Here is a 13,844-nt window from a genome sequence, read left to right on the forward strand (position 1 = left end):
CGCCCCACCACCGCGCCCTCCCCGCCCACCTCCCTGTCGATCTTGGAGTTGTGGCACCTCGAATGCGCTCTATGCGGCTTTTGGGAACGACCACAACTCCAAGATCGACGGGGGCCACCGGGGTAGCGGGCGCGGCTGTCCACAGGGGCGGACGGGAGGGGCGGTGGGGCGGGAGGGTGGGCGGGTGTGGCGGTACGGGGAGTTGCTGGCGGGTGGGATGAGCCGTGGGGCAGTCCGGCACCAGGTGGAGGCGGGACGGCTGGGCCGGCTGGGCCGGGGTGTCTACGGCTGTGCCGACGACGAGACGAGCCGGTTGCGCGCCCTGTTCCGGCGGTTGCCGCCGGGCACCGTCGCGGGGTTCCACACGGGCGCGCGACTGCACCGGTTCGGGGCGGTGCCGGACGACCGGGTGCACGTGATCGTGCCGCCCGGCGTGGGTGCGCCGCGCATCCGGGGTGTGGCGACCCATCAGACGGTGCTGGCGGTGCCGGACGCGGTGGAGATCGCCGGCATCCCCTGCGCGCCCGCGGCCCGCTGCGCGGTGGACCTGGCCCGGGGGATCCGGCGGCCGGACGCGCTACCGGTGCTGGACCTCTGCCTTCGAGTCGGCGCCTGCCGCCACGAGGATCTGCGGACCGAGGTGGCGTGGCACGCCGGCCTGCGGGGAGTACGACAGGCGGGGCAACTCGTCGCGCTCGCCGACCCGCGTTCGGAGTGCCGGCAGGAGAGCCAGTTACGCCTGTTGCTGATCGACGGCGGGCTGCCGCCGCCGGAGCCGCAGCTGTGGGTCTCCGACCACGACGGGATACCGATCTACCGCCTCGACCTGGGCTATCGCGACCAGCGCATCGGTCTGGAGTACGACGGCGGATCCCACCTCGACCCCGGCCGGCTGCACCACGACCGCTCCCGGCTCAACTGGCTGGCCGAGCACGGCTGGCGCATGCGGGTCTACACGGCCACCGACCTCTACCGCCGCCCCCGGCACGTCGTCGCTTCGGTCCGGGCCCTGCTGACCGCCTCCGGCTGAGCCGCGGTCAGCCGAGCACGACGCACGCCGCGTGCCGCGCTGCCCGAGCACGACGCACGCCGCGTGCCGCGCTGCCCGAGCACGACGCACGCCGGTCCACCCGCGGCAAGGAAACGGCGAGGCGAGGTCAGGGGCGGGGGCGGTCGCGGTCCTTGGACGGCTGGACCCGCTTCGGCTCGCCGGGCATCTTCGGGTATTCCGGCGGGTAGGGCATGTCGCCCAGCCCGTCCGCGGCGTCCCGCTCGGCCCACTCCAGCAGCGGCGTGATGTCCCACGGGGCGTCGTCGATGCCGGCGTGCGGGTCACCGCGCTCGGCGAACCGGGCCGGCACCGTGCCCAGGTGGAAGTCGTCCGGGTCGACCTGCGGCAGCTCGTCCCAGTCGACCGGGGTGGAGACGGTGGCGCGGCCGTTGGCGCGCAGTGAGTACGCGCAGGCGATGGTGCGGTCCCGCGCCATCTGGTTGAAGTCGACGAAGACGCGCTCGCCGCGCTCCTCCTTCCACCAGGCGGTGGTGACCAGCTCGGGGCGGCGGCGTTCCAGCTCCCGGGCCAGCGCGATGGTGGCCCGGCGCACCTCCACGAACGTCCAGCGCGGCTGGATGCGCAGGTAGACGTGCACGCCCCGGCCGCCGGAGGTCTTCGGCCAGCCGGGCACGCCCAGCTCGTCGAGCAGCCCGCGCAGCTCACCGGCGGCGGTCACCGCGTCGGCGAAGTCGGTCCCGGGTTGCGGGTCGAGGTCGACGCGCAGCTCGTCGGGGCGGTCGGTGTCGGCGGCGCGCACCGGCCACGGGTGGAACACCACTGTGCCCATCTGCGCCGCCCAGGCCACGTGCGCCAGGTCGGCAGGGCACAGCTCGTCGGCCGGGCGGCCGCTGGGGAAGGCGATCCGCGCGGTGCGGACCCACGGCGGCACGCCCCGCTGCGGCACCCGCTTCTGGAAGAACATCTCCCCCTCGATGCCGTCGGGGAAGCGCTGGAGCGTGGTGGGCCGGTCGCGCAGGGCGCGCATGATCCCGTCGCCGACGGCGAGGTAGTAGCGGAAGACGTCGGCCTTGGTGAAGCCGCGCTGCGGGAAGATCACCCGATCGGGGCTGCTCAGCCGCACCGTGTGCCCGGCTACCTCGATCTCCTCGACCGCACTCCTGCCCGCCATCACGCGACCATATGCGATGCCACCGACACCCGACGTACCGTGGAACGGTGAGTCTTTCCGACAACGAACTGCCCCGTACCGAGGACGAATGGCGCGTCCGGCTGAGCCCTGAGGAGTTCCGGGTGCTCCGCGAGGCCGGCACCGAGGCGCCCTGGACCGGTGAGTACGTCGACACCAAGACCCCCGGGGTCTACCACTGCCGGGCCTGCGGGCTGGAACTGTTCCGCAGCCAGGACAAGTTCGACTCGCACTGCGGCTGGCCGAGTTTCGACGACGCCATTCCGGGCGCGGTCAAGGAGATCCCGGACAACACGCTCGGGATGCGGCGCGTGGAGATCCGCTGCGCGCGCTGCGACAGCCACCTCGGGCACGTCTTCGAGGGTGAGGGCTTCACCCCGAAGGACACCCGGCACTGCGTCAACTCGATCTCGGTGCGGCTGGAGCCCAGCGCCGGCTGACGGCGGCGTCACAGCCGCAGCAGGCCGCCGGCCTCGTCCACCTGGTCGGCGGCCTCGTCGTCCAGCCACACCCCGCCGGTGGCGAGGTAGCGGAAGCGGTACTCCCCCGGCGCGAGCCGGACCGTCACGGTACGGGTGCCGTCGCGCCGCGGCACCAGCTCGTGCCGACCGGGCTCCCACCCGTTGAAGCAGCCGACCACGCTGACCGTGCCGGCCGGGGTGTCCCGGGGCAGCGAGAACGTCACCCGGGTCTGGTTGCCGAAGAGCCTGTTGCGCTTGATCACGAATCCTCCGGGGATTTTCGGCGGTCACAGGAGTCAACGCGCGACACGCCGGGAGCGACTCGCCGTGGGGCCGGATCAGGTTCGCCGGTTCCGGTTGCTCGAAGGTGTCCTCTGCGCGACTCTCGGATGACAGGTCCGTTTTCGGGGGGTTTCGCATGGCTGCCTGCGAGGTTTGCGGTAACGACTACTGGATGGCGTTCGAGGTGCGCACAGTCGACGGGTCGCGGCACACGTTCGACTGCTTCGAGTGCGCGGTGCACAAGATGGCGCCGATCTGCGAGCACTGCCAGATCAAGATCGTCGGGCACGGCGTCGAGGTCTCCGGCCGCTTCTTCTGCTGCGCCCACTGCGCCCGCGCCGTCGAGGGCGACCAGGGCGCCGAGGTACGCGACGCGGTCGGCGCCCGCCCCGCCTGACGCGGGCGCTCCCGGGGCACCACCGGCGTCGATCTCCGTCTAGCATCCCTCCGGTGTCCCGACGGTTGATCATCACGACGGCCCTGGTCGCCACCCTCACCGGCTGCGGTTCCGCCACCGAGCCCGGCGCCGCGACCGCCCCCGATCCGGCGCTCGTCGCGCCCTCACCCACCGACGGCGGGGCCGCCGCGGCGCTGCGCGACCGGTACGCCGCGACCGGCAACCTAATCGGCCTGGCCGAGGATCCGGAGTACGCCAGCGAGCAGCTCGACTCCGACGGCGTCGCCTGTGGTCGCCCGCTGCCCCTGCTCGACCGGCGGCTCGTCGCGTCCACCCGGGTCTTCGTCACGCCGGAGGGAACCCCGGCCGGCGAGTTCGTCGAGATCGCCCAGGAGACGGTGGTCTACCCGGACGAGCCGACGGCGGCGGACGCGGTACGGCAGGTCTTCGGCGTGCTGGAGGCGTGCGAGCGCGACGAGGAGGGCGGCCAGGTGACCGCCGGACACACCGCGGCGGACCTGCCCGCCGGGCTGGGCGTGCCGGGCCGGGTGGTGTCCGCGACCATGACCGTGTCCGACGGCACGCGCTTCCCGCACCGCTACGGCTGCCTGCACCACGGCCGGGTGACCCAGTGCGTCGCGGTCTGGACCCGCTCGGCGGCCGACACCGGCACCTGGTTCGAGCGCGCCGTCACCGCCACCGCCACCGGGCTGCGCACGTCGAAGGGCTGAACGCGCCGGGCCGCGCCGGCCTGACGCGCGCCGAGCCGACGTGTCGCGCCGGGGGAGCACGAGCGGCCGGAGACGCGCCGCCTACCCTGGGCCGATGCCCGTCGAGTCCCACCTGGCCGGCTTCGCCGACCTGGACGCCCGCACCTTCCACGACCTGCTCCGGCTGCGCATCGACGTGTTCGTGGTCGAGCAGTCCTGCCCGTACCCGGAACTGGACGGCCGGGACGTCGAGCCCGGCACCCGCCACCTGTGGCTGAGCAGCGACGGCGCCGTGGTCGCGTACCTGCGGATCCTGGCCGACCCCGGCGGCGTCGCACGGATCGGACGGGTCGTGGTGGCGCCGGCGGCGCGCGGCGCGGGCCTGGCCGGTGCGCTGATGACCGAGGCCCTGGCCGTGGTGGGTGACCGGCCGTGCGTGCTCGACGCGCAGACGCACCTGGTCGGCTTCTACGCCGGGTTCGGCTTCACCGTCGACGGCCCCGGCTACGTCGAGGACGGCATCCCGCACACCCCGATGCGCCGCAGCCCGACTCATTGACGTTTGTCGCTTTTTGTGGCACCCTGCGGGCGGAGCCGCCACGCGGGAGAGGGCAACTCCCGACAGTCCGGGCGTCGTGCACCGACACCCATCCCGGAGGCTTTCCCATGTCCACTCCGTACCGCCGCCCGTTACCGCTCGCGGCGGCGATCCTCGCCGTCTGCGCGGTCGTCGCGGCGCTGCTCACCACCGCGTTCTCCGGCCCGGCCTCGGCGCACGGGTCGGTCGTCGACCCGGCCTCGCGCGCCTACAGCTGCTGGCAGCGCTGGGGCGGTGACTTCCAGAACCCGGCCATGGCCACCCAGGACCCGATGTGCTGGCAGGCGTGGCAGGCCGACCCGAACGCCATGTGGAACTGGAACGGCCTGTTCCGCGAGGGCGTGGCCGGCAACCACCAGGGCGCCATCCCGGACGGGCAGCTGTGCAGCGGCGGACGCACCCAGAGCGGCCGGTACAACGCGCTCGACACGGTCGGCGCCTGGAAGACCGTGCCGGTCACCAACAGCTTCCGGGTCAAGTTCTTCGACCAGGCCAGCCACGGCGCCGACTACATCCGGGTGTACGTGACCAAGCAGGGTTTCAACGCGCTCACCTCGCCGTTGCGCTGGAGCGACCTGGAACTGGTCGGCCAGATCGGCAACACCCCGGCCAGCCAGTGGACGCGTGAGGTGGACGGCGTGTCCATCCAGATCCCGGCGAACGCGCCGGGCCGCACCGGCCGGCACATCGTCTACACCATCTGGCAGGCCAGCCACCTGGACCAGTCCTACTACCTGTGCAGCGACGTGGACTTCGGCGGGTCCGGCCCGACCACCCCGCCGACCAGCACCCCGCCGACCAGCACCCCGCCCACCAGCACCCCGCCGACGAGCACGCCGCCCACCAGCACGCCGCCGACCAGCCCGCCCCCGACCACGCCGAACCCGGCCGGTGGCTGCACCGCGACGTACGCGATCACCGGTTCGTGGGGCGGCGGCTTCCAGGCCGAGGTGAAGGTGACAAACGGCAGCGGTTCACCGATCCGCGGCTGGTCGGTGAGCTGGAACTACCAGAACGGCCAGCAGGTCAACTCGGCGTGGAACGCCACTGTCACCACCAGCGGAACGCTGGTGACGGCACGCAACGTGGCCTACAACGGCTCGCTCGCGCCGGGTGCCAGCACCTCGTTCGGCTTCACCGGCTCGGCCGGTGCGACGAACCCGGTGCCCGGCATCCTGTCCTGCACGACGACCGCCTGACCGGGCTCCGGCCGGGACCGCGCTCGCGGTCCCGGCCGGGCACCCTCAGACCAGGCAGTTGACGATGTCGGCGACCGGGCGGCGGCGGCCGGTGTAGAACGGGATCTCCTCCCGCACGTGCCGGCGGGCGCCGGAGGCACGCAGGTCGCGCATGAGATCCACGATCCGGTGCAGCTCGTCGGCCTCGAACGCCAGCATCCACTCGTAGTCGCCGAGCGCGAACGAGGCGACCGTGTTGGCCCGCACGTCCGGGTAGCCCCGGGCCATCTTGCCGTGCTCGGACAGCAGCTCACGCCGCTCAGCGTCGGGCAGCAGGTACCACTCGTACGAGCGCACGAACGGGTAGACGCACAGGTAGGCGCGCGGCTGCTCGTCGGCCAGGAACGCCGGGATGTGGCTCTTGTTGAACTCGGCCGGGCGGTGCAGCGCCATCTGCGACCAGACCGGGGTGAGCGCCCGGCCCAGCGTGGTGCGGCGGAACCGCAGGTACGCGTCCTGGAGCGCGTCGCTGGACGACGAGTGCCACCAGATCATCAGGTCGGCGTCGGCGCGCAGCCCGGCCACGTCGTACGTGCCCCGGATCGTGACGTCCTTGCCGGCCAGCTCGGTGAAGAGCGACTCGACCTCGTCGACGACGTTCTCCCGCAGCGACGGCAGCGGGCTGGTGGCCCGGTACACCGACCACATGGTGTAGCGGATGGTCTCGTTGAGCTCCCGCAGCCGCGCCGCGTTGGTCTGCTCGGTCATGCTGCCGATCCTCCCAGTGCCGTGATGATCTCTTCGGCCGCCGTCTCGCCGGAGCGGACGCAGACCGGAATGCCGACGCCGTCGTAGCCGGCCCCGGCCACCGCAAGCGTCGGATGGGCGGCGCGCAACGCCGTCCGGACCGCCGCCACCCGGGCGGTGTGCCCGGGCGTGTACTGGGGCAGCGCGCCACCCCACCGCTGCACGTGCCGGGCCACCGGGACCGGCAGCGGCGCGCCGAGCACAGCCGACAGCTCCCGGTGCACCACGTCGGCCAGGTCGTCGTCGGTGAGCTGGAGCGACGTCTCGTCGCCGTACCGGCCGACCGAGGCGCGCACCAGCGCCAGCCCGTCCGGCCGCCGCAGGTGCCCCCACTTGGTGGTGAAGAACGTCGACGCCTTGATCGTCAACCCCTCGACGGCCGGCACCAGGAAGCCGGACAGCTCCGGCAGGGCCGGGCCGGGCAGCGCGAGCGTGATCAGGGCGACGCTGGCGTAGTCGAGCGCGCCGACCGTGCCGGCCGCCTCGGGCGCGGCGGCGGCGAGCAGCCGGGCGGCCGGGCGGGCCGGCACCGCGAGCAGCACCGCGTCGGCCTCGACGTGCTCGGCGTCGCGGGTCGGCCCGACGGTGAGCCGCCAGCCGTCCGGGGTGCGGCGCAGCTCGCGTACCGCGGCGCCCCGGCGGATCGTCGCACCGCTCGCCGTCGCCGCCGCCGCGACCAGCGTGCTCAGCCCGCCGGCGAGGGTGCCGAAGACCGGGGCGCCCGGCGCGCGCGGCGCGGCGGCCTGCGCGGCGCGTACCGCACCGACCAGCGTGTGCTCGGCGCGGGCCGCGCGGGCCAGAGCCGGCATCGTGGTGACCAGCGACAGGTCGTCGGCCCGCCCCGCGTACACGCCGCCGAGCATCGGGTCGACCAGCCGCTCCACCACCGCGTCACCGAGACGCTTGCGGACCAGCTCACCGACCGAGGTGTCCTCGCCGTCGGCCAGCAGCGGGTGGCCCGCGTCGCGGTCGGCGTCCGCGGCCGGCGGCGCCACCGCCGCCACCTTGTCCAGATCCCCGGGTACGCCGACGAGCGTGCCGCCCGGCACCGGGCGCAACGTGCCGTCGACCAGCAGGGCCGCCTGCCCGACCGTGGGGTGCACGATCTCCTCGTCCAGGCCGAGGCGGCGGGCCAGCGTCACCGCCGCCGACTCGCCACCGGCCGGGTCGCGCATGAGGAACGACTCGGCGCCGAACTCGACCGGGCCACCGGCCAGCTCACCGGTGAACAGCTTGCCGCCGAGCCGGCCGGACTGCTCGTACACGGTGATCTCGGTGCCCCCGGGAGCCCGGTCGCGCAACCGGACGGCGGCGGCCAGCCCGGTGATCCCGCCACCGACGATCGCCACCCGCCACGGTCGCACCACTGTCTCCTCCTAGCGCTCCGGTCGCGCGGTCAGCTCGTGCACCAGCGCGACCACCCGGGTCAGCACCTCGGGGTCGGTCTCCGGCAGGACGCCGTGACCGAGGTTGAACACGTGGCCGGGAGCGGCCCGGCCCTGCTCGACGATGCGCCGCACCTCGGTCTCCACCGCCGGCCAGGGGGCGAGCAGCACCGTCGGGTCGAGGTTGCCCTGCACCGCCTTGTCCGGGCCGATCCGGCCGGTGGCGACGTCCAGCGGCGTACGCCAGTCCACGCCCACCACGTCGGCCCCGGCCTCGCCCATCGCGCCGAGCAGCTCGCCGGTGCCCACCCCGAAGTGGATCCGCGGCACACCCGCGTCGGCGAGCCCGCCCAGCACGTACGTCGAGTGCGGCAGCACGAAACGGCGGTAGTCGGCCTCGGAGAGCGCGCCGGCCCACGAGTCGAACAGCTGCACCGCGGAGACCCCGGCGTCGATCTGCACCTGGAGGAACGCCAGCGTCACCTCCGCCAGCCGCGCGCACAGCGCGTGCCACAGGTCCGGGTCGCCGTACATCAGCGCCTTCGTCTTGGCGTGCGTACGCGACGGGCCGCCCTCGACCAGGTAGCTGGCGAGCGTGAACGGAGCGCCGGCGAAGCCGATCAGCGGGGTGTCGCCCAGCTCGACGACGAGCCGGCGGACCGCCTCGTCCACGTACGACACGTCGTCGCGGCCGATCGGGCTGATCCGCTCGACGTCGGCGGCGGTACGGACCGGCTCGGCCACCACCGGACCGGTGCCGGGCACGATGTCCAGGTCGACGCCGGCCGCGGCGACCGGCACCACGATGTCGCTGAACAGGATCGCCGCGTCCACGCCGTGCCGGCGCACCGGCTGGAGCGTGATCTCGGTGACCAGCTCGGGCCGGCGGCAGGACTCCAGCATCGGCACGTTGGCCCGGATCTCCCGGTACTCCGGCAGCGACCGGCCGGCCTGGCGCATGAACCAGACCGGGGTGTGCGGGCCCGGCTCGCGCCGGCAGGCGCGGACGAAGGGCGAGTCGGCCGGCCCGCCGCGGCGGGGTTCTCCGTCTCGGGCGGCAGTGCCCGTGGTGTCGGTGGTCATCGCGGCAATCGTGCCACGCCCCCGGTGCGCGCCCGCGCTCACCGTCCGCATTTGTGACGTAGAAGGAAGGGCACCCGCCCGACGCCTCCGGCAGAGCGTCGCCTTAACCGTCGATCACCCGGCGCGCCGTCGCGCGCCGCGCGGTGAGCGCGCATAGGCTGCCCGCATGGCCCCCCCGATCGCGCTCCCGGAAACGTTCGCTCGCGCGGTCGCGGGGCTGCGGTCGGTGACACCCCGCCCGGAGATCGTCCTGGAGGAGGTCGGCGCGCCGCAGCGGCTGGCACCGTACGCGTTCGCGCTGTCCGCCGCCGTGATGCGCGACGACGACGAGGTGGCCACCGGCCGGCTGATCCTGCTGCACGACCCGGCTGGGCACGAGGCGTGGCAGGGCACCTTGCGGCTGGTCACGTACGTCACCGCCGAGCTGGAGGTCGACCTCGCCAGCGACCCGCTGCTGCCGGGCGTCGGCTGGACCTGGCTGACCGACGCGCTCGACGTGCAGGGCGCCGGGCACCGGGCGATCGGCGGCACCGTCACCCAGACGCTCTCCACCCGCTTCGGCGAGCTGGCCGGGCCGCCCGCCGCCGGTGACATCGAGATCCGCGCCTCCTGGACGCCGTTGCGCGCCGACCTCGGCCCGCACCTGCTGGGCTGGTGCACGCTGCTGGCCTCCACGGCCGGCCTGCCGCCGCCCGGTGTCACCGCGCTGCCCACCCGCCGCTCGGCGGGCGCCGCCTGACCGTCGTACCCTCTCCGCCGCCCGGCCGGCTCCACCGCTGACGCCCGATGCGCGAAGGCCGCCCCGGGCGAGCCGGGGCGGCCTTCGGGCGGACGCGGTCAGAGGTAGTTCTCGGCCTCGTCGCAGACCTTGTCCAGGCCCTTGTTGGCCGCCTCGAAGCCGGCCCGGTCGCCGCGCGACGCCGCCGCGATGGCGGTGGTCAGCTTGTCCAGGCAGCTCGCGATGACCTTCTTCTGCCGGGCCTGCTCGTCCCGGTCGTTCTTGGTGCCGGTCAGGTCCTGCTGGGTGTCCGACAGCCGCTCCTGGACCGTCTTCAGCTCGCCCTTGAGCTTCTCGATCTCCTGCTGGTTCGCCGAGATCGTGCCGTCACGCTGGCTGACCGTCTGCCGGGACTTGTCCAGCTCGCCGTTCGTGGAGACGTACAGGAACGTCATCACGCCGCCGAAGACGAACAGCAACGCGGCCACGAGGCCGAGCACCAGCGCGGCCCACTTCCGGCCGCCGCCGGTCGCCGGCGCGGCGGCCGGCGGGCCGTACGGGCCGGGCGGCCCGGACATCGGCGGCGGCGCGAAGCCGGGGCCGGACACCGGCGGAGCGGACGCCGGCGGGACCGACATCGGCTGCGCGTAGCCGGGGGCGGAGACCGGCGGGACGGATACCGGCGGCGCCGACATCGGCTGCGCCGGCGGGGGCACCGGGGCGGCGCCCGGCGCGTATCCCGGCTGTCCCGGCGCGGCGGGCTGGTATCCGCCGTACCCGGGAGCGCCGTCGGACGCGGTGGGCTGGTGCAGGGTCGGCGCGGGCTGGTTCGGGTCGTACTGCTGGGGCGCGGGCCGGCTGCCGTACGGGTTGCCGTAGACCGTGCCCCCCGGCGCCGGGGGCGGGTTGTCGCCCCCGGCCGGTGGGTAGGACATGTCGTTCCTCCAGATGTGCTGGTCCCCCGCGGGGTGGCCCGATGGGCCGGGGTCGATGCGGTGCGGCCGGGCCGGTGTGGCCACCGGTCAGCAGAGCCGGAACCGGTCGCAGGCGGTCTTGATCGGCACGGCGAGCCCGATGCCCTCGGCGTTACGGGCCTTGGCCGTGGCGATGCCGACGACCTCCTTCGAACCGTTGATCACCGGACCGCCGGAGTTGCCCGGGTTGATCGGCGCGTCGAACTGGATCACCGGGCCGCCGCCGCGCTCGTCCTCACGGAACGCGCTGACCACGCCCGTGGTGACGCTGTCCTGCAACCCGAGCGGCGCGCCGACCACGATGATCTGCTGGCCGGACCGCACCGGGGCGCCGGCCGCGACCAGCCCGGTGAACTTGGCGGTGGTCCGGAGCTGCGCCAGGTCCTTGTCCTTGTCGGTGGCGATGATGGTCGCCTCGAACCGCTGGTCCTTGCGCTCCAGGAACACCTTGCGCTCACCGGCGGTGAAGACCGCCTCGACCACGTGGAAGTTCGTCAGCAGCGTGGTGCCGCCGCCCGACTGCGCCTTGCCGACGGCGAACGCGGTACCGGTGAACTGCCCGGCCCGCACCCGGAACACGCTCGGCAGCACCGCGCTGGCCACCGCCTCCGGGTTGAAGGCCGCGTCGGCCTGCTTCTCCAGGCTGCCGGCGCGCTGCTCCAGGCCGTCGAGCCGGCTGGCGTCCGCGCCCTGCCCCTCGGCCATCCGCTTGTCGGCGGCGGCGAGCCGGTCGTCGAGCCGGTAGATCTGGTACGCCTGCACGCCGGTGACCACTGTCAGCACGGCGGCCAGGGCCAGCGCCACCACCGCCACCCGGCTGCGCCGGGACGCCGGGCCGGCCGGGCCGCCCAGGGGCGCGGGCTGACCCGGGTACGCCGGGCCCGGCTGCGACGGCCCGGACACCGGCTGCCCCGGATAGGCGGGCGCGGACACGGGCGGGCCCGGGTATGACGGGCCGCCGCCGGACGGGCCCGGATACGACGGTGCGGGCTGCCGGTCCGGGTACGACGGCCCCGCCCCGCCCGGATACGACGGCGTCGCGGAGACCGGCTGTCCCGGATACGACGGCGACGCGGCCGGCTGACCCGGGTACGCCGGAGCGGCGGACCGGGAGGTCTGCGCCGGTACGGCGCCGAAGGACGACGGCTGGGCCGGTGCGGCGCCGTAGGACGACTGGCCCGGCTGGGAAGGTGTGGTGCCGTAGGACGGCGGCTGGGCCGTGGCGGGCGGCTGGACGGCGGCCCGAGCCGAGGGCGCCGGGTAGCCGGGCGTGCCGCTCCACTCGGATCCACCGGCGAACGGCACCGGGGCCGAGCCGGCGGGCGGGGCGAAGCGCGGCGGCAGCGGCCCCGGCCGGTCGGCCGCCGTGTCGCCGCCGACCTGTCCCGGCACGTCGTCGCCGGTTCCGTACCCGCCTGTCATGCTCGACCGTCCTCCCCGTCGGCTTCCGCCGACGCCCCCCGACCGCTGTGGCACGGCCCGTACGCCGTTCGCGGCTCGATGGACCGTACCGGCGGGAACGGGCTTTGTCTTCCCCCTTGTCCGACCCTCTCACGGCCCCGCAACCCGCACCTTTCCGGTCACCTGACGGCCGTCGCGCCGACACGCGCCCGACCGGCTGCGCACACCGGATCGTCCGGCCTACTAGGGTTGTCAGGTGACCGACGAACCACCCCTGCGCCGTCGGGCCGCCGAAAGCCGTACCGGAGAGGCGTCCGCCGATCCGACGTCGGCCCTGCCGGAGCCGGCGGACGCGGGGACCGAGACCGACCCGGGCGCGGCCGTCCCCCTGACCGCGCCGCGCGACGGCACGCCCGCCCCGGTGGCCACACCTGCCGAGTTGGACGAGGTCGTGGCCCGCTTCGCGGCCGGCAGCGGCCCGGTGGCCCTGGACGCCGAACGCGCCTCCGGCTACCGCTACAGCCAGCGCGCCTATCTGGTGCAGCTGCGCCGCGGCGGCTCCGGCACCGCGCTCATCGACCCGCTGCCGCTGCCCGACCTGTCCGCCCTGGACGCGGCGATCGCCGGGACCGAGTGGGTGCTGCACGCGGCCAGCCAGGACCTCGCCTGCCTGGCCGAGGTGGGGCTGCGCCCGCGCCGGTTGTTCGACACCGAACTGGCCGCCCGGCTGGCCGGGTTCGAGCGGGTCGGCCTGGCCGCGCTGACCGAACAGCTGCTCGGGTTCAGCCTGGAGAAGCACCACTCCGCCGCCGACTGGTCCAGCCGGCCGCTGCCGGAGTCCTGGCTGACGTACGCGGCGCTCGACGTGGAACTGCTCGTAGACCTGCGCGACGCGCTGGACGAGGAGTTGCAGCGGCAGGGCAAGTCCGGCTGGGCGGCGGAGGAGTTCGACGCGCTCGTACGCAACGGCGCCCGTCCGCCGCGCGTCCGCGCCGAGCCGTGGCGGCGCACGTCCGGCATCCACCGGGTACGCGGCGCGCGCGCCCAGGCCCGGGTGCGTTCCCTCTGGTACGCGCGGGACCAGATCGCCGCCCGCCGGGACGCCGCGCCGGGCCGGGTGCTGCCCGACTCGGCCATCGTGGCCGCCGCCGAGCTGGACCCGAAGGACGAGAAGACGCTGCTCACGCTGCCCGGGTTCGGTGGGCGGTCGGTGCGCCGGCTGGCGCGTACCTGGCTGGCGGCGCTGGACGACGCGCGCCAGCTGCCGGACGACGCGCTGCCGGTGAGCCCGGCCGTGGAGGGGCCGCCTCCGCCGCACCGGTGGGCCGAACGCGACCCGGTGGCGGCCGGCCGGCTGGCCCGCGCCCGGGAGGTGGTGGTCGGCACCGCCGGAGCGCACCGCCTGCCGGCGGAGAACCTGATCGCACCGGACTCGATCCGCCGGCTGGCGTGGCAGCCGCCCGCGGAGATCACCGACGAGACGGTCGCGGAGACGCTGCGCGGGTTCGGCGCCCGCGAGTGGCAGATCGGTCTGCTGCTGCCGGCTCTTACCGAGGCGCTGCGCACCCCCCAGCAGTAACGTCGGTGGCAGGTGTGAGGTGGGCCACGCGGGGGGTGGTGCCACGTTTGGTTACTGGCGAGTAGCATCC

At 74.6% G+C, this 13,844-nt stretch carries 15 protein-coding genes; 8 read left to right on the plus strand and 7 right to left on the minus strand.

Annotated elements, in window-relative coordinates:
* The first annotated feature begins 217 nt into the window (after nucleotides 1–217).
* Nucleotides 218–1,030: a hypothetical protein gene (locus ACN27C_RS31535; protein WP_422749972.1), complete on the plus strand. Its 813-nt coding sequence runs from the start codon at nucleotides 218–220 to the stop codon at nucleotides 1,028–1,030.
* 127 nt (nucleotides 1,031–1,157) lie between these two features.
* On the opposite strand, the gene ligD is transcribed toward ACN27C_RS31535, so the two are convergent.
* Complete coding sequence (gene ligD, locus ACN27C_RS31540) at nucleotides 1,158–2,183, minus strand: non-homologous end-joining DNA ligase (RefSeq protein ID WP_121686439.1); 1,026 nt, start codon at nucleotides 2,181–2,183, stop codon at nucleotides 1,158–1,160.
* 47 nt (nucleotides 2,184–2,230) lie between these two features.
* Between ligD and msrB the strand changes: the two genes are divergently transcribed.
* Nucleotides 2,231–2,641, plus strand: coding sequence for a peptide-methionine (R)-S-oxide reductase MsrB (gene msrB, locus ACN27C_RS31545; protein WP_013284828.1), 411 nt, complete (start codon nucleotides 2,231–2,233; stop codon nucleotides 2,639–2,641).
* 8 nt (nucleotides 2,642–2,649) lie between these two features.
* Here the strand turns inward: msrB and ACN27C_RS31550 are convergent, their stop codons facing one another.
* Nucleotides 2,650–2,925: an isoamylase early set domain-containing protein gene (locus ACN27C_RS31550; protein ID WP_120570994.1), complete on the minus strand. Its 276-nt coding sequence runs from the start codon at nucleotides 2,923–2,925 to the stop codon at nucleotides 2,650–2,652.
* A 155-nt stretch (nucleotides 2,926–3,080) separates the two neighbouring features.
* Between ACN27C_RS31550 and ACN27C_RS31555 the strand changes: the two genes are divergently transcribed.
* The 4 genes from ACN27C_RS31555 (at nucleotide 3,081) to ACN27C_RS31570 (ending at nucleotide 5,848) form a co-directional block, all read left to right on the plus strand.
* The gene (locus ACN27C_RS31555; protein ID WP_208578018.1) at nucleotides 3,081–3,341 is read left to right on the plus strand and encodes a Prokaryotic metallothionein; all 261 of its coding nucleotides are present in this window, start codon (nucleotides 3,081–3,083) and stop codon (nucleotides 3,339–3,341) included.
* Between the two features lie 53 nt (nucleotides 3,342–3,394).
* Nucleotides 3,395–4,072, plus strand: coding sequence for a hypothetical protein (locus ACN27C_RS31560; RefSeq protein WP_422749975.1), 678 nt, complete (start codon nucleotides 3,395–3,397; stop codon nucleotides 4,070–4,072).
* 94 nt (nucleotides 4,073–4,166) lie between these two features.
* Entirely contained in the window at nucleotides 4,167–4,610 is a 444-nt protein-coding gene (locus tag ACN27C_RS31565; RefSeq protein WP_422749977.1) for a GNAT family N-acetyltransferase, read from the plus strand.
* A 107-nt stretch (nucleotides 4,611–4,717) separates the two neighbouring features.
* Nucleotides 4,718–5,848 carry a lytic polysaccharide monooxygenase gene (locus ACN27C_RS31570; RefSeq protein WP_120570997.1) on the plus strand — a complete coding sequence of 377 codons (1,131 nt, stop codon included), beginning with the start codon at nucleotides 4,718–4,720 and terminating at the stop codon, nucleotides 5,846–5,848.
* Nucleotides 5,849–5,893: 45 nt separating this feature from the next.
* On the opposite strand, the gene hemQ is transcribed toward ACN27C_RS31570, so the two are convergent.
* From hemQ to hemE, 3 genes are read right to left on the minus strand one after another with little or no spacing between them, the layout of a single operon-like run.
* Entirely contained in the window at nucleotides 5,894–6,595 is a 702-nt protein-coding gene (hemQ, locus tag ACN27C_RS31575; protein ID WP_120570998.1) for a hydrogen peroxide-dependent heme synthase, read from the minus strand.
* Entirely contained in the window at nucleotides 6,592–8,001 is a 1,410-nt protein-coding gene (hemG, locus tag ACN27C_RS31580) for a protoporphyrinogen oxidase (protein ID WP_422749980.1), read from the minus strand. Before hemG ends, hemQ begins: the two co-directional genes overlap by 4 nt.
* A 9-nt stretch (nucleotides 8,002–8,010) precedes the next feature.
* Nucleotides 8,011–9,102 carry a uroporphyrinogen decarboxylase gene (gene hemE, locus ACN27C_RS31585; RefSeq protein WP_205776070.1) on the minus strand — a complete coding sequence of 364 codons (1,092 nt, stop codon included), beginning with the start codon at nucleotides 9,100–9,102 and terminating at the stop codon, nucleotides 8,011–8,013.
* Nucleotides 9,103–9,268: 166 nt separating this feature from the next.
* On the opposite strand from hemE, the gene ACN27C_RS31590 reads away from it, so the two are divergent.
* A complete protein-coding gene (locus tag ACN27C_RS31590; RefSeq protein ID WP_120571001.1) occupies nucleotides 9,269–9,841 on the plus strand; it encodes a DUF3000 domain-containing protein in 573 nt (190 codons plus the stop codon).
* 98 nt (nucleotides 9,842–9,939) lie between these two features.
* On the opposite strand, the gene ACN27C_RS31595 is transcribed toward ACN27C_RS31590, so the two are convergent.
* Entirely contained in the window at nucleotides 9,940–10,755 is an 816-nt protein-coding gene (locus tag ACN27C_RS31595) for a hypothetical protein (RefSeq protein WP_350815149.1), read from the minus strand.
* A gap of 87 nt (nucleotides 10,756–10,842) precedes the next feature.
* Complete coding sequence (locus ACN27C_RS31600; RefSeq protein WP_422749983.1) at nucleotides 10,843–12,216, minus strand: trypsin-like peptidase domain-containing protein; 1,374 nt, start codon at nucleotides 12,214–12,216, stop codon at nucleotides 10,843–10,845.
* Between the two features lie 235 nt (nucleotides 12,217–12,451).
* On the opposite strand from ACN27C_RS31600, the gene ACN27C_RS31605 reads away from it, so the two are divergent.
* The gene (locus ACN27C_RS31605; RefSeq protein WP_422749985.1) at nucleotides 12,452–13,774 is read left to right on the plus strand and encodes a ribonuclease D; all 1,323 of its coding nucleotides are present in this window, start codon (nucleotides 12,452–12,454) and stop codon (nucleotides 13,772–13,774) included.
* The last annotated feature ends 70 nt before the right edge of the window (nucleotides 13,775–13,844 follow it).

The organism is Micromonospora sp. WMMD1219, from assembly GCF_049315215.1.
GTDB lineage: Bacteria > Actinomycetota > Actinomycetes > Mycobacteriales > Micromonosporaceae > Micromonospora > Micromonospora tulbaghiae.